The sequence below is a fragment of the Pseudomonas reinekei genome (genome assembly GCF_001945365.1).
Taxonomy (GTDB): Bacteria; Pseudomonadota; Gammaproteobacteria; order Pseudomonadales; family Pseudomonadaceae; genus Aquipseudomonas; species Aquipseudomonas reinekei.
In genome coordinates this window covers 86,653-107,965 of record NZ_MSTQ01000002.1, presented here as the reverse complement: position 1 = coordinate 107,965, position 21,313 = coordinate 86,653, and the positions used below count along the sequence as shown (strand labels likewise).

Genomic DNA, 21,313 nt, shown 5'->3' with positions numbered 1-21,313 from the left:
GCTGATTACAGCCTTCAATTGCGGGCGAGACAAATCATCAGTCGCACTTTAATCGATACTTTTTTGCACTGGGGTTTTGGGGTGCAGACGCAGGGAAGGGGTTTTTAGCGCGAAGGCGATATCGAATACGTACAGGTTTGCGGGAGCGAGCTTGCTCGCGATGGCGGCGTATCAGGTTAATGAATGTCGACTGACACGGCCTCATCGCGAGCAAGCTCGCTCCCACAGGCCTAACCCAGGTTTGGTTCGGTCAACCGTTGCACCACCAGTCGCCGGTAATGCGAAGGCGTCATGCCTTTGAGTTGCTGAAAGCGCCGGTTGAAATTGGAAATGTTGTTGAAACCTGACTCGAAGCAAACATCGGTCACCGGTTTATCGCCATCCGCCAACAATTCGCAGGACTTGCTGATACGCAGACGATTGACGAACTCGATAAAGTTGCGTCCGGTCGCCTGCTTGAAGACCCGGCTGAAATAGGTCGGTTTCATGCCCAGATGCTCGGCGACTTCTTCCAGCGTCAAGTCCCGGGCGTAATGGGCAAAAATGTAATCCACCGCGCGGTTAGTGCGGTCGACGTTGTGCTCATCCGCCAGTTGCGGGGTGGTTGCGCCGGACAGCAATTGATAATCATCAGAAGCCGCAAGCAACTCCAGCAAAATGAAAAAGTGCCCGAGGCGGGTGACGCCGCTGCTATCGGCGATGCGTTGCATCAGGTCCATCGCCTTGCGAATCGTATGCTTGCCGCGAAACTCGATGCCGTACTTCGCGCGCTCCAGCAGCGGGGCCAGGGTCTTGAGTTCGGCGAACACCTGATAGCCGCTGTCGAACAACTCGTCGGTGAAGTTGACCAGCATGTCGCGCTTGGGCACGACTTCGTCTTCAGCCACCTGACTGATCCAGTTGTGGGGCAGGTTAGGGCCGGTGAGAAACAGGCTTTCGGGGTAAAAATTGCCAATGTAATCGCCGATGAACACTTTGCCGGAACTGGCGACGATCAGGTGCAGCTCGTATTCCTTGTGGAAATGCCAGCGCACCAGCGGGCAGGGGAAGCCGTGCTGGCGATAGATGATGGACAACCCGTTGTGGTCGTCCATCAACTCATAGGAAGGGTCGGTGACTCTGGCGATTCGGGTCATGGCAGGTCGCTTTTTTGTTTCTGCCTGTTGATCATGCCTCTTTCGACGCCGCAAATACCAGTTTGCAGTGCCCCGCAAACTTACTGCCGGCTTTACGGCTCATACAGGGTGTGGCCGTACACGGCCTTCATACTGGTGGCGCTCCAGCAATAACGTACGATGTCGGACTCGTCGAAAAAGTCGGTGTTTATGATGCTGCAACGGGTGACCCAGCCACCCGTGGTGCTGAACCAATGATTGAGATGACGGGTGATATTCGCGGGACCGCCCAGCAAGGAGTAGCAGGTCGCGGACAGGGACAGCCGTTGTGGTGAAAGTAGAATTGCGGTTGCGGGTTTTGCGTGTAACCGAGACGGATATCGAAAGCCCGGGCGCCGTTTCGGGTTGTTGGTCATGGCGAATCCTTTCGCTGTTCACCCAGCCGTGGGTGAGGGGCAAGTAATGGACTTACCTTATCTGACTTGAAATCACAGTGGCGGTAATTAAATACCGCAGGGTTGCTCGTTATGCCGGTTCTTGGCTTCGATCCATTGCGCCATGTATTGGGTACTTTTGTGATGGTGATGGCGCAACATGCTGCCGGTAAAATTATCCCGTCTGATATTCGCCAGATTTTCCTGGCAATCCTTCAGTTTTTGAATCAACGCCGGACCGTGCAGGGACTGCCGATAGCGATTGGCAAGCAAGGTCTTGCCATGGGTCTGTGCTTCCTGCCATCGCGCCTTGTCGGTGTGGAGCCGCACTGCGTGATCGGCGAATTCGCGAGCGGTATTGACCACTGCGCCAGGCCAGGCTTCCTCGCCGTGCATCGCTTCCGCGCCCACTGGCGTCGTGACGTTGGGCGTGCCACAAAGCATCGCATCGACAATTTTGCCCTTGATACCGGCACCGAAACGTAGTGGTGCCATGCACACGCGCGCGGCCGACATGACCTGCAAGGCATCTTCCGCCCAGTTCATGATGTGAAAGCCTTGGGCCGGATTATGCAGCGCTGTCGCCTTGGGCGGCGTATAGGCGCCATAGATGTGCAACTGAGCGCCGGGCAACTGTTCGCGAATCAGCGGCCAGATCGCGGTTTTCAACCACAGCACCGCATCCCAGTTGGGGGCATGGCGAAAGTTGCCGATATGGAGAAAGTGCGCCCGTTCTTCGAACGGCACGGGCGGACTGTCTGGAAGGTCGACCATGAGCGGACACCAGTGCAGCAGATTGCGCGCAAATCCGAACTGCTCGACCAGCAGTTCGATTTCCACCTCTGAAACCATCAGCGTCAGATCACAGCGATAAAAAGACGCGATCTCGCGTTTGGCGACATCGGTATCGGCCATGTGCTCAAACTCTTCGCGCAACGCCGGGGCGAACAGTTTGCGAAAATCATTGTTGTCGTCACTGGCCTTCAGACGCTCCTTGAGCCGTTGATGACGACTATGCCTGAGGCTTTGCAAGTCGCTACTTTCAAGTACGCGCAAGGCATCGGGGCAGTGTTTTTCCACGCGCCAGCCGAACTGTTCCTCCATCATGAACTGGTCGAACAACACGATGTCCGGTTTCAGTTCGCTGATGAACGTGTCGAAGCTGCTGTTGTTCAGCTCGATAGGTTCTTCGCGAATACCCAATGCCGTCAGGTCTGCGCGCTGTTCACCAAAGCCGGCCGGGCTGCTGAAGGTGATATCCCAGCCTTGCTGCAGGAAAACCTCGAGAATTTGCATCATATGCCCGCTGGCCGCCGAAGAGCGGGGTTCGGGCCAAACGTAGCCGATCACCAGGACTTTGGTTGCGCAGGGATGGACCATGAAGGAGAGTTCCTTGAAACGGGCAAAGAGATGCGGTGGGAAGGGGCATGATTAAAGCATAGGTCAAGTCCGTTTCGCAGGTCGGGTGCAGGCTTTGATGAGGTGCGAGATAAGCGGTGGGCGCCCCAGGGCAGGGCGCCGCGTTACAGACGTGACTCGGGTTGATCTCTCGTCAAGACGGAAATTTATCTCCTTGAATAAGCATATCCAGCCATTGAGGATTGGTCGGGAAGCCCCAGTCTTGCGTCAAAGAAGGTGCAAGCCAGTCGGTCATCAACAGCATTTTTCCGTCCAGTTCCCAAAGGATCATTTGTGCTTCCAGCTTCGTCATATACTCACTCGCCGGGCAACTGATGTCAGCCCATGGGTCCACAACCCAGGCATCTTTGAACTCGGGTTCACTGAAGTCAACGGTTTTGGCGACGGTTCCCCTGGGAACCCCGACCAACGTAAACGTATGCGCCCCCGGCATGTTCCAGATTTCAGCAGTGCCTTGGCTTTCCGTGATGATTTTCTTGGCCGCCCATGCCATTTGGTCGCAGTTCCCCGCACCCGTTCTGAGGATCTGATCAGCATAATTGGGAGCGTTTCTCCGGGTATATTCCCAAATGACCAAAGGACGGGTGAGGACCTGACGTTGCATGTCACTCGGGTCGTTCAGGATGACCTGGTTGGCGGATTTGAGCCCAGTGGCTTCAAATTGCTGATCTACCATGGCTTTTGCTGCATTGGCGTAGATCTTGTTCTGATCAGCAGAAGACAGCAGGCTGAATCCGGAGGGCTTGGCAATCGGCTCGATTTTAATCGTTTGGGCGGCGATCTCGACATTTCCAACGTTTCCCCTGTTCCATACGGCAAGAACAAATTCGCGTTGTTTCTCAGGTGTAAGGAGTGCAACTTTAGCCTTCAACGCCTCGATTTTCTGAGGTGTGAAGCCCTTTTTCAACACCAAGTCCATGTATAGAGAGTCAAGTGGAGGCAGCGCTACGAAGTCATTGTTGATCGGTACGCCTGCCGCCATCAGGATCTGGTCCTTTACAGTGTCATGCGCTTTGATGAGCTCACTGCCCAGGCTACCTCTGTACAGAGTGTCGATTTTCTTGAAAGCGATGTTATCGACAACCGCCGGGTCATAATCGCAGTAGTAGAAAAGGCCTGTGTCTGACTCCACGACCAGATACGGTTTGAGCCCGGTGTTTTTATGATCGTAATTCACCAGGAATGCTCTTGCGTCTCGCTGGTCATCGATGCCATGTACTATTCCGTCAAGCCTGACAACGCGAGTCTTCAAGGCAAGGTCAGCATCAACTTCCTTATTGGGAAGTCCAAAGTTTTTGTCATCAACGATTTTACCTTTGGTGTGGAGTCTGAACTGTAACGGTTCAGTGAGTGGCGAAGGAATCATGACTTGCGTATTGCCATTATTCGCCACAGTGTATAGACGTCGTTCATGGACGACTTTACGCGATGCGCCATTGACTGACAGTGCCGGGAACAGTCGTTTGTGCTGAACGGATTGAAGCCGCTTGAGCGGGCGAGTGTGCTGCTTCACAATTTTTGAAAAACAGAGGTTCCCTGTGCGCTTGGCTATACGACCAAAGCTGCAAACATCTTCAAATCCTTCTGCTTGTTTAAAGTAGGCCGCTGATGAAAGCTCATTGAGCACATCAGGATGTTTTTGATCCAGTCGATAAATTTTGTCTCCGACCACGACATCTGTATGCGACATACGCTGTATCGTATGCGGCTCACGATCGAAAAGTCGGGCGTTGGTATAGGCGGTTGTCCCATCACTGAACGTCGTTCGTTGCAGACCAATAGCGCTATCCGGGCGGAAATTCTTGAGTGCCGGGCCGTGGGCTCGGTTGTTATCAATATCGTAGTCATACCATTTGCCGTCCTTGAACACGGCTGTGACTTTTTCAGTCTGACCTCCGACCGGCGCAGCACCGACAGTTCCCCGGGCAATATCGGCACGTTTTGAGATGATCTGCGGATCAACTGCCTTTGTGGTGCCGTACAGGTTTTTGAGTTGCTCAATTCCGCTGTTGGCTGCGCTATAGGCTCGCGAGCCCAGTTTGCCCACTACATTGGTTCCGACTTTCAACAGATCGCCAACACCGTCAAGCGGATTGGCATTGATCACGATATTGCTGCCAGCAATCCAGGTGATTTTCAGAACTTTAGGAATGAATTTTGCGCCGGACTTTGCGACTTGGGCTATTTTGCCCGCGACGCCGATGCCGGGGATAACAAAACCCGCAGCATCGAGCGTACAGTCAAGTACCGCGTCTCCGGTTTTTCCGCTCTGAATGTTATCAATGCAGGATTTGAAAGGTATCAAACTCTCAAAAAAACGCATGACGGAAGCGGAGTATGCTTGTTGTTCTTCCCACGTTGTCACGCCCTTTGCCAGTTCGCGCAACTGTTCCCGGCCAGTAATAAAGTGCTCATTTACAGCAACGGAGGCGATATGGCTTGTCCAGGAGTGGGGGGCAAAGGCATTGGGCACGACACCGAAGGTGTAGCCAAGTCCCGGCATCTTTGCGCGGAGCGTCTGCGGAATTATTTCGTCGATGATTATCTTCGAAATTTTGCCTTCTCGTGGTGGCGCTCCTTTTTGATAGGCCTCCCAATCAAATGGTAGAAACTTTCCTGCCTCTATAGTGATGGGCTTGCCAGCATTATCTGGATACTTGACTGTTGCAGGCGTTCCCCCAAGTGGGAGCGACTCAGGCAAGTTTGCCCGTTTGCGAATCTGCAGAGACGAAGGGAATACCTCAAAGTAAGTGACCTTGTTCTCGTATTCGGAACGTATCAGGATGCCATGTCGACCTTTATGGTTATCCTTTACCTCGGGGGTCAGGTCTTCGACGATAGCTTCGCTACGCACCGAATAAAATTTTTGCGTTCCATACTCAAGGCTTCGGCGGTCGTCAATCGGCAATTGCGATACGAGGTATTTGAATACCGACTGCGAGCCGGCCAGCAAATCGTCAAAGTATTTATTGAATTCACCCTCAAACAACTGAGCGACATTTTTCAATTGTCCCAGTTTAGACTCTACAGTTGCAGTGGGTATTTCACTGTTAGACGATCTAAATTTACCGGGCTGCAAGTGACCAGTGGTGTATAGATCCAGCATTGAGTACGGCGGTTGGGGCATAGGCGAACCGGTAGAGCTGAAGCACGGCTCTTCGTAGGGCAACCCCTCACCAAAAACACGCGTCAACTCAGCCAATGCCAGCGCTTTTCGGGTGGGGGCTGGTGTTGTCAGAAAATCCCGGGCATGGGCGAGTTCTTCCCTGACGCTCTGGAATTTCTCGCCGGCGATCTTCATCTGCTGCGGTGAGTATGAATCGCTGACGTTTTTTTCGATGACCCCGTTCGCGATAGCCCAGTCGATCAGGGGGTTTACCGAAAGCGATTGAACGGCGATCTCCTGGCCCACGGAAATGGGCTCCAAATCGCCATATTTCATTATGTCCTCAAACTTCATCCCGAATGACGCACCCGGGGACAGTTGCTCTATTCGCGATACAGCGATCCTGAGCATTGTCCAAGTGTGTGTGCCGCAGATCAGGTTATCCGGTATGTTTCGAACCAGAAACTCGGGCGCACTGCCTGCCAATAAGTGATACGCCGCAACAGGCGCTGTTGCGGTGGTGACTTTGCCTTGCGCCACAAGGTACTGCTCGAGTGCCGAGACCACCGCTGAGGGTTTTGCCCCCAGGTTAGCCTGTTGTGTCAAATCGTACCCGGCCACATGGTTGCGCGGCTGGCCCGGAGTGGGATCAAGATCGAGCAGAAGCGCTGCCATCGCCCATTCAGCCGCACTGTCTGCCGTTGGTAGAGCATCGAGTTTCAACGCCAGCGTCTTGCCGAGCGTTTCCGCCTCCTCAGTGTTCAGCGCGAGCTTCAGACCCTGGGCTGGGGTGCTGAATGACGTGTCCTGCAATAGTTTTTCAAGTAGTCCGTTGGCTGCGCTTGTACCCAAAAAGCTGCGCGTTTCGCTGGTGATGATATTTCGTTGAGTGGAGGTCAACGGACGCGGATAAGCAAATGCCCCCCAGAAGTTGCCTGTCTTCGGGCTAGCGGGAATAGCGGTGCTCAGGACTTCAATCAGATTACGTGCCTGGGCGACGTTCGTTGGCACTGTCCAGCCACTGGCACTGATATACCGATGGGCACTGACCATCTTTTGGGCTTCAGCCGGGTGCTTGAGCGCGAACGTTGAATCAAACGACGGCGCCATCAAAACATCATCGAGTTTTACGCTGGCGTCATCGGACTTTCCCTGAATGAGGCTGTTCAAGGCCGTCACCAAGCGATGATGGCTGTAAATATCCCCGAGATGTTGTTTTTGGCTTTCAACTGTAGCTTCGGATCTAAGCTCTGCGGGTCTGAAAGGGTCATCAGCCGGGAGGGGGAAAAACGCCCCGTTTGCGTTCAGCTCACTGGCGCGCGACTGCGCAGTGGCCATGTCCGTCAGTTCGGTTTCTCCATGAAACGCCGCAACTAGCGTGAATGGCACGGCCCCTGCGGGAAGGGGGTACGCCACGGTGTGATGCGTGGGGCTGATGACATTGGCTGCCCTGAGTATCGGCCCAGATACGCGGGCCCAGCCGGAATTGTCCGTCAGGGTGAATTTCGTTCGTTGCCCATTGGTCATGCCGGACAGGCTATTGGTGTCGAGGTGAACCTTCACCGTCGCCAGCTCCAGCCCGACCTTGGCAGCCCAGTCTTGAAAGAACGGGTTCTTGATCGCGTCGTTATAGTTCGACCAGCAACGACCGAATGTGGAGTGTGTCGGGACCACGAGAGTGGCGTCCGTCATCGGGAACGTCAAAGACGCGAGTACCTTCTGGGTGTATCGGGACATCAGTTGCAGGTCACCGGTTGCCCGCGAGGCTTCCGCCCAAGTGACGCTTCGCCTGCTACGCAACAGCTTGACCACCTCACGTGCCGCGCTCAGTTCGGGGTCAACGGCGGTGTCGATTTCATTTTCGATGCCCTGATCCGGAGCGACGTGAGGATCGTGCAGCCCAGCCATTGTTGCCAGGTACTGATCCAGACGCTCTTCGTCACTGATGGTGCTTGCCGGAGTATCAACATCATCGGCGGCGCTCATTGCCGCCATGGCAGGTAACGGAGGAGGGCCAGCAAAGTTCGCCTCACGCTTGACTCTGACTGGTGCGAGCGCGGGTCGTGGCGTGGCTGGAGTCGTCTCTGACTGAGGAGGCAGAGTCTGGGCCGGCGAATGTGCCTGGACCGCCTGGATCAACTCTACATAGGTTTTCTCCGGGGTTGATTTGCTGTGTTGTTCCAGCAGCAATGTCACCTCATGAAGCAAGTGTTCGTCAGTGAGCAAATTATGCTCGGGTGACTGGTACATCAGTTCAAGAATGGCTTCTGACAGGGGCGGCAGGCCTTTCGCGAGGGGGGTGTCGACAATACTCTCGATTTCATCATCGATCCGTTGCTCATGCGAAGCAGCGGTTTCGCCGATGAGGAGATCATCGGCGGGTATGAAATCGACTGTCTCGACGGTCGATTCGTTTTCTGCCTGCTCTTGAGGGAGGGTCGTACGGAAGATGGGAGTGGTTATTTCGCCAGACTCTGTCGTGACGGTGTTATCAATCGTTGTCTCGCGCCCGTCAGTCGCCGGGATTGCGACGGGTGTTGGTTGAGCAACGACGGAAGTGCCTGTACCCGACTCCCATTCATCATCAATCTGTTGTTGGGTCGGCGCTGCGCCGTTTTCCAGGGGCGGTAGCGTATTGGCCGGTTCTTTATCAGCGGGCGGCTGTTCCGGGAATTGCTCCTTGAAAAAGGTCAGGTAAGTCCCGAGCGCGGTGAGGAACCCTCCGAATCCGACTATTCCCACGACAGCGGCTGTCCCCGGATTATTCCTGGCCAATTGAAAACCGGAAGCGGCAGCCCCGACGGTGTAGCCGCCAAAGGTGTTGAGTACCGCGGCTAATCGGGAGACAACCTGATTGATTGCGGGGGCAATGGCTTCTCGCCACGATGGAGAGGGTTCAACGGTATCGGCGTAGATTGGGTCAGCGTTCAGAGGATCAAAATACTCACCCGTTTCCATGGCTGCCAACGGTATGTTTTCAGTAGGCAAGGCCGAAGCCGCCGGAAATGTCAAAGCATCATCGACTCTGCTCAACACCTCACGAATCGATTGCGCCAACTGGTCCAGCATGGGCAATACGGTTGACGATGCAGGAGCGTCGGCGGCCCCCGGATCGTGGCTGACGTTTTCCTCTGAACCGGTTCCGGTTGCGGACTTTATGGACGCGATAAAGTCGTCGACTTCAGTTGCCAGTCCCTCTGCCTGCTCCTTGAGCGTGGGGGGCGTATGGACTGTTGCTGTCTTTGGCAGTATGGCAAGGGCTGTTGGTGATATCGCGGGAGAGGTAAGCGGTAGGTTTGGTAATACGTCCATCAGCCCCACCGTATGCATAGCGTTTACTGCATACAGCATCTTTGCCGCCAGGCCGTTGGGTACACCCGGTCCTGTCATGACCACTTCATTATAAAAACTGGATGTTCTTTCGATTTCTTGCATTGACAACAGCAACTTCGACGGTGACGGTCCCTGCATTTTTTCTGGGGGGGCTGGCTCAGTCTTACCGCCAAAAACAAAATCGTAAGCCATCCTCACCGCGGAACTCGCGGCGCCCCCAACGTCCTTGAGCGAAACAGGACTGAGTGCGCCAATCGCAACGATTTCCTCAAGCCAAGTGCGGTCAGGCCGGTTATCGATAATCTCAATCGTCTTTAACCGCTCGCTGAATTTTTGCACGATGGCTGAAAAATTTTCCGGCCAGCGCTGAAACTCATCCGGTCGAGGCTCATGCATGGCTTCAACAAAATCGTCCATGAGCAACATGGCTTCTTTCGGTGATGGCCTAATGTGAATGAGATCTTCGAGCTGCGTCAAAATGGCGTTCAGTTCCGCATCGCTTGAGGCTGGAATGTATTGACGGGTTTGTTGTGTGAAGTCGCGCAGCGCCTGCCATGTGTCATCGTCGAGCAGCTCGCCGTCGGCAATTTTCTGGTCTCGCTCCGCCCGTGTGGCCGTCAGTTGATCCTGGATGATTCCATGTACGCCCTCACCGTATTTGCCTCGGGGAAAGTTGACGTTTTCTCCGAAACTATCTGCCCAGCGCGCGGGTGGGAAAAGACAGATGACTTCCACAAACTCACGCAATTGTTCCTGCTTGAGGTCCCCAAGTGGCCTGATCGAACGCATGATCGACTCAATGAACAGCGGAGCCAGTACTTTTCCGGTCGGCGTTTGCAGAAACCCGGATTTGAGGGTCTGGTAGACGTCTTTCTCGGACACGTGCCCGTCTTGCAGCTGCACTACGACTTTTGACCAGCTTTTTTCCAGGGATACCTGATCGTATATCGAGTTTTTTTTCCAGCTATCAGGGATGTCTTTGGCCCCCAGGATTGAGCTGTATACCGGGCAGGGAATCGGCAGTTTCGAATCACGAGATGCTGGACTGCCCCCAGCAGGGGCTCCTTCAGGCGTTAGTTGAATGTGTCGCGCCGTCGGGCTATTGCGCAACTGCGCGCTGGAAAGCCTGTTGGCCGGTGGCGACAAAGCTGTCTGGATTGGGTTTGGAGCTGTACGGAGGGCTGTTGCAGTCGCATTGACGGAAGGCATGGGGGCTCTTATCGATTCGCAAGACGAAGAAAATCCTGGCCCCCCACGGAATCAGGCGGCCAAGGCATCAAGCGAATAAAGGTAAGCGATCCACTTTTTTGAAAGGTGATGAGACTATTTGCAAATTCTCGTGTGTCAGGCAGGCACGCTGTTTAGCGGCCAAGAATCCCTGTGACTTTGTCCCGCAACTGATCAATGGAGAACGGTTTGCCAATGACATGCATGCCTTTGGGCACATCAATGCTTTCGGCATAACCACTGGCAAACAGGATGGGCAACTCTGGACGCACGAGTCGCGCCTGAATCGCCAGCTCACGACCATCCATCACCGGAAGGCCGACATCGGTCATCATCAAGTCGATCTGTTGGTCCTCGTTATTGAGAAACGCCAGCGCCTTTTCGCTACCGTCCGCCTCAAGCACCCTGTATTCCAGCTCCTCCAGCACATCGACGATCAGCATGCGCACGATGGCATCGTCTTCGACTACTAGGATGATGGACGCGTCGGAGGACATAGTAAGGGTTCCCAAAAAATGAAATTCGCGGTTGCCGGTCGATCGAAAACGCCGGTCTCTTGCATGAGTAAGTGGCGGCTGCCGACAAGTTCCCGAGGACAGGAAAAAGAATGGCCGCGCAAGTCAGACAAGGATAACCCGCGCCCACGAACTGGAGCAGCGGAATGTAGGACCTTGGGTTAAAACATGTGAGAAAAATGGATCAATGTGCCACTTTTGGGGCAAACTCGCGGAATTCTGATAGTTCGAAAGGCCTGCCCCATGACCTCTGCGTCTTTGGTTGATGAACAACGATTCCGCAAACTCCTGAGCCGAAACATCGGCCTGCCGCTGGGTGTTGGCGCCATCAGTGCTGTTTTTTTTGTCTCGTTGATTACCTATTTGCTCTCGACGATCCAATGGGTGGAGCACACCGACCGGGTGATCAATAACGCCAATGAGGCGGTCAAGTTGACGGTCGACCTGGAAACCGGGATGCGCGGGTATCTGCTCAGTGGCGACGAAAAATTTCTCGAACCCTATGAAACGGCCAGGCCTCGTATTGAAGCCGTGCTTAACACTTTGCTCGAATTGACGGCTGATAATCCGGTTCAGACCGATCGCCTGCATCGCCTGCAATCCCTGCAGCAGGAGTGGGCCAGCTACGCGCAAAGCATGATCGACTTGCAGCGAACCCGCGGCGACTACCGTAGCGCGGTCCGGGCCGGGAAGGGCAAGCGCCTGACCGACGAGGTACGCAAACAGTTCGAAGACGTGATCGACATGGAGCAGCAACTGCGTGCAACGCGTAACGAAGAGGTGCGGCGCACCACGATCTGGAGCATCGCCCTGTATCTGCTGTTCATCGCCGGCATCAGCGCTTTACTGGCCTATATCGGCCGCCGCGACCTGATGAACCTGTCGCAAAGCTACTCCGCGACTCTGGCGGCCCAGCAGGCCAGTGCCCTGCGCCTGGAACAGCAAGCCTGGCTGCGCAATGGCCAGACCGAACTGGCCGAGCAAGTATTGGGGCAACTGTCGCTGAACTTGCTGGGGCGCAACATCCTGCAATTCTGTGCGCAGTACCTCGGCAGCGCCGTGGCGGCCATCTATGTTCGCGAAGAACACGGTAGCCTGCGACGCGTAGCGTCTTACGGCTTCTCCCGTGAACAGGAGGCCCTCGATCAACATATCTATAGTGATGAAGGCATCGTCGGCCAAGTGGCGCAACAGGCACGCCTGATTCGGCTCGACAATGTGCCGAGCGACTATTTCAAGGTCAGTTCCGGCCTCGGCGAAGGCCTGCCACGCAGCGTGCTGGTGGTACCAACCAGCGATGACGACCGGGTCAACGGCGTTATCGAACTGGGTTTCCTGCGCCCGTTGAATGATCGGGACATTGAATTGCTAGAGCTGATTGCCGGCAACATCGGCACGTCGATCGAGGCTGCGCGCTATCGCCAGCGTTTGCAGGAAGTGCTGGCCGAAACCCAGCAACTCAACGAAGAGCTGCAAGTGCAGCAGGAAGAGCTGAAAACCGCCAACGAAGAGCTGGAAGAGCAGTCGCGGATTCTCAAGGAATCCCAGGCCCATCTGGAAACCCAGCAGATCGAGCTGGAACAGACCAACGAGCAACTCGCCGAACAGGCCGAAGTGTTGGCCGAGCAACGCGACGCCATGGACCTGAAGAACACCGAGCTCAATCAGGTCCAGACCCAGCTTGAGGAGCGTGCCGAAGAGTTGCAGCGCTCCAGCAAGTACAAGTCCGAATTCCTCGCCAACATGTCCCACGAACTGCGTACGCCGCTGAACAGCTCGTTGATCCTGGCCAAGTTGCTGGCGGAAAACCCCCAGGAAAACCTAACCGCCGAGCAGGTGAAATTCGCCGAATCGATTTACTCCGCCGGCAATGATCTGCTCAACCTGATCAACGACATTCTCGATATCTCAAAGGTCGAGGCAGGCAAGCTGGAGATTCGCCCGGAGAACACCAGTGTCGCGCGTCTGGTGGACGGTCTGCGTGGTATGTTCGAGCCATTGGCGGCGGACAAGCAGCTCGAGTTCCATGTTGAGTTGCAAGACGGTGCGCCCGCCATGATGTTCACCGACCGCCAGCGTCTGGAACAAGTGATCAAGAACCTGCTATCCAACGCGGTGAAATTCACCGAGAAGGGCGGTGTCAGCCTGAGCGTCGCCGCAGCGCCGAACGATGGGATTGCCTTCAGCGTCCGCGACTCCGGGATTGGCATCGCCAAGGATCAACAAGAAAGCATTTTCGAAGCGTTCCGCCAGGCCGACGGCACCACCAACCGGCGTTACGGTGGCACGGGACTCGGGCTGTCGATTTCCCGCGATCTGGCCGCACTGCTGGGTGGCTCCATCAGCGTGACCAGCACGCCGGGGCAGGGCAGCGTGTTTACCCTGGTGCTGCCGCAACAGTACGTTGAACCAGGCGAAGAAGCCGTGGTGCCGATGCGGGCCATACCGGTGGCGACGCCATCTTATGTGGCACCCATTGCATTGGCGCCGTTGAAGAGCGAAGAGATTCCACGTTTCGACGATGACCGCGGCAAGGCGCCGTTTACCAGTCGCTGCATCCTGGTCGTAGAGGACGAACCGAACTTCGCGCACATCCTCTACGACCTGGCCCATGAACTGGGCTACCACTGCCTGGTGGCCCACGGTGCCGACGAAGGCTACGACCTGGCCCGGCAGTTCATTCCTGACGCCATCCTGCTGGACATGCGCCTGCCGGACCATTCCGGTTTGACTGTGCTGCAACGCCTGAAGGAACACGCCGAAACCCGGCACATTCCAGTGCACGTGATTTCGGTCGAGGACCGGGTCGAAGCGGCCATGCACATGGGCGCGATTGGTTATGCGGTCAAACCGACCACCCGTGAAGAACTCAAGGATGTTTTTGCGCGTCTGGAAGCCAAGCTGACCCAGAAAGTCAAACGCGTGTTGCTGGTCGAAGACGATGACCTGCAGCGGGACAGTATTTCCCGGTTGATCGGCGACGATGACATTGAAATCACCGCCGTCGGCCTGGCCCAGGATGCGCTGGACCTGCTGCGCACGACGATCTTCGATTGCATGATCATCGACCTCAAATTGCCGGACATGCTCGGTAATGACTTGCTCAAGCGCATGTCCACCGAGGATATCTGCTCGTTCCCGCCCGTGATCGTCTACACCGGCCGTAACCTGACTCGAGATGAAGAGGCCGAGCTGCGCAAGTATTCGCGCTCGATCATCATCAAGGGCGCGCGTTCGCCTGAGCGTTTACTGGATGAGGTGACACTTTTTCTGCACAAAGTCGAATCACGGTTGTCCCATGAGCGACAGAAGATGCTCAAGACCGCCCGCAGCCGCGACAAAGTCTTCGAGGGGCGCAAAGTGCTGTTGGTGGACGATGATGTTCGCAACATCTTCGCCCTCACCAGTGCATTGGAGCAAAAGGGCGCAGTCGTGGTCATCGGCCGTAATGGCCGCGAAGCGATTGAACGATTGAATGAAGTCGAAGACATCGATCTGGTGTTGATGGACGTGATGATGCCGGAGATGGATGGTTTTGAAGCCACCATCGAGATCCGCAAAGACCCGCGCTGGCGCAAGCTGCCGATCATTGCGGTGACGGCCAAGGCCATGAAGGACGATCAGGAGCGCTGCCTGCAGGCGGGCTCCAATGATTATCTGGCCAAACCCATCGACCTGGACCGGTTGTTTTCGCTGATTCGTGTGTGGTTACCGAAGATGGAACGTATCTAGTGGAACGCAATTATTCTGGGGAGCGAAGCAGCGAAATCGAATTGCGCTTGTTGATTGAGGCTATCTATCTCAAGTACAGCTACGATTTTCGTGATTACTCCGGTGCATCGATCAAGCGCCGGGTGAGCCATGCGCTGACTCAGTTCGAATGCAGCACCATTTCGGCATTGCAGGAAAAAGTCCTGCATGATCCGACGGCGTTCATGCAGCTCCTGCAATTGCTGACGATTCCGGTCAGCGAGATGTTCCGCGACCCCTCGCACTTCCTGGCCATTCGTGAGGAAGTGGTGCCGCTGCTCAAGACTTACCCCTCGATCAAGATCTGGATAGCGGGGTGCAGCACCGGGGAAGAGGTCTACTCGATGGCCATCCTCCTGCGTGAAGAGGGGCTACTGGACCGCACGATCATTTATGCCACGGACATCAATCCGCGCTCGCTGGAAAAGGCCAAGCAAGGGATTTTCTCGATGGAAAATGTTCGCGCCTACACGTCCAATTACCAGCAGGCCGGAGGCAAGCGCTCGTTCGCCGACTACTACACGGCGGCCTATGGCTACGCAATATTCGACAAGTCGCTGTGCGAGAACGTGACCTTCGCCGATCACAGCCTGGCGACCGACAGTGTCTTTTCAGAAACTCAATTAATTTCATGTCGCAATGTATTGATTTATTTCAATAAAAAGCTTCAGGATCGAGCTTTCGGTTTGTTTCATGAGTCGCTGTGCCACCGCGGCTTCCTGGTGCTGGGCAGCAAGGAAACCCCGGATTTTTCAGCCTTCGGCAACCAGTTCGAACCGCTGGTCAAGCAAGAACGGATCTATCGCAAGTCATGAACAGTGCAACGGATTTGCCTTCTGTGGAAGCTATTGTGATTGGCGCCTCGGCCGGGGGCGTCGAGGCGTTGCTCAACCTCCTGGGCCCGCTGCGTGCAGGCTTCGTGCTACCGATCATTGTCGTGTTGCACCTGCCGGATGAGCGGCGCAGCCACCTGGTCGAAGTGTTCGCCAGGCGTGTGTCGATGCCGGTTCTCGAGGCCAGCGACAAGACGCCGGTCGAGGCCGGCACCCTGTATTTTGCCGCACCGGGTTATCACCTGTCGGTGGAGCACGACCGCAGTTTTTCCCTGAGCCTGGAAGACCGCGTGCACCATTCGCGGCCCGCCATCGATTATCTCTTTGAGTCTGCCGCCGACGCATACGGCCCCTCCTTGGCGGCTGTTTTGCTCACTGGCGCCAATCGGGACGGTGCCAGCGGGCTGGCGCAGGTCAAACAGCGCGGTGGGCTGACCATCGTGCAAGACCCGCAGGAAGCGCAAGTCGCAACCATGCCCCAGGCAGCGCTGGATATTCACCAGCCTGACCACATTCTCCCTATCCGCGGCATCGGCCGTCTGCTTGTCGAGCTGGAACGAATCGCATGCTAAGTAATATCCAGGCCAAACTGCTGATCGTCGACGATCTGCCGGAGAATCTGTTGGCACTCGAAGCGCTGATCAAGCGTGAAGACCGTACCGTGTACAAGGCGCAATCTGCCGACGAGGCCTTGTCGCTGTTGCTGCAGCACGAGTTCGCCATGGCCATTCTCGACGTGCAGATGCCCGGCATGAACGGCTTTGAACTGGCCGAATTGATGCGCGGCACGGAAAAGACCAAGAACATTCCGATTGTGTTTGTCAGTGCCGCCGGCCGTGAGCTCAATTATGCGTTCAAGGGCTACGAAAGTGGCGCCGTGGATTTCCTGCATAAACCGCTGGATATCCACGCGGTCAAGAGCAAGGTCAACGTCTTTGTCGAACTGTTCCGCCAGAGCAAGGCGATGAAACAGCAGGTTGAACAGCTGGAGCAAAGCCGCCGCGAGCAGGAAGCGCTGCTCAATCAATTGCAGAGCACCCAACTGGAGCTGCAACAGGCGGTACGCATGCGCGATGACTTCATGTCGATTGTCGCCCACGAAGTGCGCACACCGCTCAACGGCCTGATTCTCGAAACCCAGCTGCGCAAGATGCACCTGGCTCGGGATAACGCCGCCGCCTTTACCCTCGATAAAATGCACGCGATGGTCGATCGCGACGAGCGGCAGATCAAAAGCCTGATCCGGCTGATCGAAGACATGCTCGATGTGTCGCGCATCCGCACCGGTAAGCTGTCGATCCGCACCTCGATGTTCGATCTTTCAACCCTGGTTCGCGGCTTGTTGGAGAACTTTGCGCAGCAGATTGATGCCGCCGAAGCGAGCGTGTGCCTCGAAGCCGAGCAACCAGTGATCGGGAACTGGGACGAGTTTCGCATTGAGCAGGTGATTTCCAACCTGCTGACCAACGCCCTGCGTTACGGTGCCAAGAGTCTGATCAGTGTGAAGGTATTCAGTGAAAACGGCGAGGCGCGGGTTGAAGTCCGTGATAGCGGGATTGGCATCAGCGAAGAAAACCAGCAACGGATTTTCCAGCAGTTCGAGCGCGTATCGGCCAAACACGCCGTCGCCGGGCTGGGTTTGGGATTGTTTATTTCTGAACAGATTGTCACCGCCCATGGCGGTACCATTACCGTCGAAAGCCGGATTGGCGAAGGCGCCCTGTTTCGCGTTTGTCTGCCGCTGTAGGAAAACAGCCAGATAAACGCAACCTCTGATCGACCCCACGGTCGTATCAGCAGCTATTGACCGAACAAAGGCTTCCCATGAGTGAAGATGCACAAGACGTGGTATTGATCGTCGAAGATGACCCCTCGATTCTGATGGTTCTGTCGGCCTATCTGTCGGGGGAGGGCTACCGGGTATTGCAGGCTGAAAACGGTGAGCAGGCTTTTGCAATCCTCGCCAGCAAGCCGCATCTGGACATGATGATCACAGACTTCCGCCTGCCGGGCGGGATCTCCGGCGTGCAGATCGCCGAGCCCGCGGTGAAACTACGACCCGAGCTCAAGGTGATCTTCATCAGCGGTTACCCGCAGGAAATCCGCGAGACAGACAGCCCGATCACCCGCACGGCACCGATTTTAGCCAAGCCGTTCGACCTGAATGTGTTGCAGGAAATCATGCAAGACATGCTTTCCTGATCCGGTAGGCACTGCCGAAGAATGCGATCCGGCAAAGTCAAAAGATCGCAACCTTCGACAGTGCCTGCACGGTCGGGTTTCAGGCGCTGATCATTTCCCGCACCTTGGCCGTCAACAGGTCGAACGTGAACGGTTTGGTGATCATCTGCATGCCCGGATCGAGGAAACCGCCGCGCACGGCCGCGTGCTCGGCATAACCGGTGATGAACAATACCTTGAGGCCGGGGCGATACTGCCGACCGATTTCCGCCAGTTGCCGTCCGTTCATGCCGGGCAGGCCGACGTCGCTGATCAACAGGTCGATGCGTTGCGCGGAGTCGAAGATCGGCACCGCGCTGTCGGCATCGCAGGCTTCGACAAAGGCGTACCCCAGATCACTCAGCACCGTGCTGACAAGTGCCCGCACTGCCGGGTCGTCTTCCACGATCAGGACGGTTTCGCCATTTTGTGCGAACAGCGGATGCTGACTGTCGGCCGGCTGGTCCTGCGGCAGGTCGCCACCGTAGCGCGGCAGATAAAGGCTCACCGTTGTGCCTTCGCCCACTTTACTTTGAATGGCGACATGGCCCCGTGATTGTTTGCTGAAACCATAGATCATCGACAAGCCCAGGCCCGTGCCCTGGCCAATCGGCTTGGTGGTGAAGAAGGGGTCAAAGGCGCGGTTGATGGTGCTCTGCGGCATTCCACAGCCACTATCGCTAACGCTGAGTTTCACGTAATCGCCGGGGCTGAGATTACTGTGCAGGTCGGTGAAGGGCTTTTCCAGACGTTGGTTCGACGTGGTCACCACCAATTTACCGCCATCGGGCATGGCATCGCGGGCATTGATGACCAGGTTGAGCAGGGCGCTTTCCAGTTGATTGGGGTCGGCTTCCGCCACCCACAACTGTTCGCTCAGCTGCATCTCCAGGCGAATACTTTCATCGATGCTGCGTTGCAACAGCTCACCCATTGAAACCACCAGCGTATTCATTTCCACGGGTTTGGAATCAAGCGACTGGCGACGCGAGAACGCCAGCAAGCGGTGGGTCAAGCCGGCCGCACGATTGGCTGAGGTCACACCGAGATCGATCAGGCTGTCCAGGTCGTCGGTGCGGCCACGGGCCAGACGCCGACGTAGCAGTTCCAGGCTACCGATGATGCCGGTCAGCATGTTGTTGAAGTCGTGGGCGATACCGCCAGTCAGTTGACCGACCGCCTCCATTTTTTGCGACTGGCGCAACACTTCTTCGTTGTGGCGCAACTGAGCGGTGCGCTCTTCGACCTGTTGTTCCAGGGTTTCCAGGGTGTTTTGCAGGCGTAGTTCGCTTTGACTCAGGTCGACCAGCCGATCCCTGGCTTCGTACTGTCGTCGACGCCCACGCAGGGCAGTGGCCACCAGGCTGATCAATGTCTCCGGATGAAACGGTCGCTCGAGGAAGGTCACATTGCCCAGTTGCGGGCCGAAGCGTGACGCGGGATTTTGCTCCGGGCCACCGTGGTGCGTCAGCAGGACGATTGGCAGGTCCGACCATGCCGGCTGTTGATCGATCAGCGCCAACAGCGGACCTAAATCACTGCGCAACAAGGCTTCGGAAGAGATCAACAGCAAGCCGGCACCTTGTTCCAGTTCGCTGCACAAGTGCGGCAAGTCCGCGCTGATGACTCCGTCGAAGCCTGCCTCATTGAGCAACATCATCGCAATCTGACTGTCACGCCCCAGCGGCGCGAGAATGAGTGCGCGTTCGGATGTCGCCGGCTGGATCATCACAGGCCTTCATCCCCAAGCAACGGAATGGCCGCGCCCATGTAAGTGGGCACACCGCGCAGTACACCCTGGAAGGCTTCCAGCGGCTTGCCGATGGTCATGCCATTGCCACTGATGCGGTATTCGCGGATGGTCGATTCATGGCTGCCGGTGCGCTTCTTGATGATTGAAATGGCCCGGCGGACCTTGCCCAGGGCCTCGAAGTAACGCAACAGAATCACCGTGTCGGCCAGGTACGTGATGTCCACCGGGGCCTGCATGTCGCCGACGAGGCCATGCTGGGCGACGGTCATGAAGGTCGCGGCGCCTTTGCGGTTGAGATAAAGCAACAACTCGTGCATGTGCAGCACCAGGGCATTTTCCTCTGGCATCGCGGCCTGGTAGCCGTTGATGCTGTCGATTACCACGGTTTTGATGTTGCCTTCATCGACGCAGCGGCGCACTCGGTGGGAAAACTCGCCAGGGGACAATTCGGCGGCATCCACCTGCTCGATCATCAGATTTCCACCCGCTTGCAACGCCAACAGGTCGATGCCGATGTTTTTCATGCGTTCGAACAGCAATCCCAGCTCTTCATCGAAGATGAACAGCGCGGCCTTCTCACCCCGCGCTACAGCGGCGGCGGCGAAGATCATCGATATCAGCGACTTGCCCGTACCGGCCGGGCCGAGAATCAGCGTGCTGGAGCCGGTCTCGATACCGCCACCCAGTAAGGCATCCATTTCGGCAATGCCGCTGGTCAATTGCTGCCGGAGGTAGGCGCCGCGATGTTCGGCGGCCACCAGTCGCGGGAACACGTGCACGCCATCGGCCATGATGGTGAAGTCGTGAAAGCCGCCACGGTATTTCTGGCCGCGATACTTCACCACGCGGATGCGCCGACGCTCGGCGCCGTAGTTGGGCGTCAGCTCCTCCAGCCGAATCACGCCGTGGGCCACGCTGTGCACGGTTTTATCCAGCGATTCGGTGGTCAGGTCGTCAAGCAGCAGCACGGTGGCGTCATATCGCACGAAATAATGCTTGATCGCCAGAATCTGCCGACGGTAGCGCAACGAGCTCTGCGCCAGCAGGCGGATTTCGGAGAGGCTATCGAGGATCACGCGGGAGGGTTTGACCCGCTCGACCACTTCGAAAATCTGCCTCGTGGCTTCACCCAGTTCGAGGTCGGACGAGTAGAGCAGCGATTGCTGGTGCTCGGCATTCAGCACGCTTTCAGGGGGGGTGAGCTCGAAGATGTTGACATTCTCTCCCAGCTCCCAGCCGTGGGAGCGGGCGCCCTGACGCAACTCGCGCTCGGTTTCCGACAGGGTGATATACAACGAACGCTCGCCGGCTTCAGCGCCAGCCATGAGAAAGTGCAATGCGACGGTGGTCTTGCCGGTTCCCGGCTCACCTTCGAGCAAAAACACGTGACCGCGGGACAGTCCGCCATCGAGGATGTCATCCAGACCTACGATACCGGTTGCGGCTTTTTCGCTGATGAACTCGTTAGATGTAGACAAAAAATGCCCTCTCTTGACTAGGGGAAGCGAGGCAGGTGACACGATGGCCACTATGGGTTGCCTGTTTCACTTGACCGCTGGCCGAGACGACGGTTCAACCCTTTATGCTCCACGTGGTTGATGCGCATAA

11 protein-coding genes and 1 pseudogene are annotated in these 21,313 nt (G+C 56.3%); 5 read left to right on the top strand and 7 right to left on the bottom strand.

What is annotated here, in order from left to right; all coding sequences use genetic code 11:
- Positions 1 to 230: 230 nt before the first annotated feature.
- The 5 genes and pseudogenes from BVK86_RS03070 to BVK86_RS03045 all read right to left on the bottom strand — a co-directional run bounded on the left by BVK86_RS03070 (position 231) and on the right by BVK86_RS03045 (position 11,131).
- Positions 231 to 1,136, bottom strand: a complete 906-nt coding sequence (locus BVK86_RS03070; RefSeq protein ID WP_075945026.1) for an AraC family transcriptional regulator — start codon at positions 1,134 to 1,136, stop codon at positions 231 to 233.
- Between the two features lie 92 nt (positions 1,137 to 1,228).
- Positions 1,229 to 1,435 (bottom strand): annotated as a pseudogene (locus BVK86_RS03065) (PI-PLC domain-containing protein); the annotation flags it as partial.
- A gap of 183 nt (positions 1,436 to 1,618) precedes the next feature.
- Positions 1,619 to 2,929, bottom strand: a complete 1,311-nt coding sequence (locus BVK86_RS03060; protein ID WP_075945025.1) for a glycosyltransferase — start codon at positions 2,927 to 2,929, stop codon at positions 1,619 to 1,621.
- 172 nt (positions 2,930 to 3,101) lie between these two features.
- Positions 3,102 to 10,616, bottom strand: coding sequence for a hypothetical protein (locus BVK86_RS03055; RefSeq protein WP_139315744.1), 7,515 nt, complete (start codon positions 10,614 to 10,616; stop codon positions 3,102 to 3,104).
- A 152-nt stretch (positions 10,617 to 10,768) separates the two neighbouring features.
- Positions 10,769 to 11,131, bottom strand: a complete 363-nt coding sequence (locus BVK86_RS03045; RefSeq protein ID WP_075945022.1) for a response regulator — start codon at positions 11,129 to 11,131, stop codon at positions 10,769 to 10,771.
- Positions 11,132 to 11,392: 261 nt separating this feature from the next.
- Between BVK86_RS03045 and BVK86_RS03040 the strand changes: the two genes are divergently transcribed.
- The 5 genes from BVK86_RS03040 (at position 11,393) to BVK86_RS03020 (ending at position 17,934) form a co-directional block, all read left to right on the top strand.
- The gene (locus BVK86_RS03040) at positions 11,393 to 14,881 is read left to right on the top strand and encodes a response regulator (protein WP_075945021.1); all 3,489 of its coding nucleotides are present in this window, start codon (positions 11,393 to 11,395) and stop codon (positions 14,879 to 14,881) included.
- Positions 14,881 to 15,714, top strand: a complete 834-nt coding sequence (locus BVK86_RS03035; RefSeq protein WP_075945020.1) for a CheR family methyltransferase — start codon at positions 14,881 to 14,883, stop codon at positions 15,712 to 15,714. The genes BVK86_RS03040 and BVK86_RS03035 overlap by 1 nt, the downstream gene beginning before the upstream one ends.
- On the top strand, positions 15,711 to 16,304 hold the full coding sequence (locus BVK86_RS03030; RefSeq protein ID WP_075945019.1) for a chemotaxis protein CheB: 594 nt from the start codon (positions 15,711 to 15,713) through the stop codon (positions 16,302 to 16,304). Before BVK86_RS03035 ends, BVK86_RS03030 begins: the two co-directional genes overlap by 4 nt.
- The gene (locus BVK86_RS03025; protein ID WP_075945018.1) at positions 16,298 to 17,479 is read left to right on the top strand and encodes a hybrid sensor histidine kinase/response regulator; all 1,182 of its coding nucleotides are present in this window, start codon (positions 16,298 to 16,300) and stop codon (positions 17,477 to 17,479) included. The genes BVK86_RS03030 and BVK86_RS03025 overlap by 7 nt, the downstream gene beginning before the upstream one ends.
- A gap of 77 nt (positions 17,480 to 17,556) precedes the next feature.
- Entirely contained in the window at positions 17,557 to 17,934 is a 378-nt protein-coding gene (locus BVK86_RS03020) for a response regulator (protein WP_075945017.1), read from the top strand.
- 79 nt (positions 17,935 to 18,013) lie between these two features.
- Here BVK86_RS03020 and BVK86_RS03015 read toward each other — a convergent pair whose 3' ends face one another.
- Together BVK86_RS03015 and BVK86_RS03010 are read right to left on the bottom strand one after the other, a co-directional pair.
- Complete coding sequence (locus tag BVK86_RS03015; RefSeq protein ID WP_075945016.1) at positions 18,014 to 19,681, bottom strand: response regulator; 1,668 nt, start codon at positions 19,679 to 19,681, stop codon at positions 18,014 to 18,016.
- Entirely contained in the window at positions 19,681 to 21,183 is a 1,503-nt protein-coding gene (locus BVK86_RS03010) for an ATPase domain-containing protein (protein WP_075945015.1), read from the bottom strand. Before BVK86_RS03010 ends, BVK86_RS03015 begins: the two co-directional genes overlap by 1 nt.
- Positions 21,184 to 21,313: the final 130 nt, after the last annotated feature.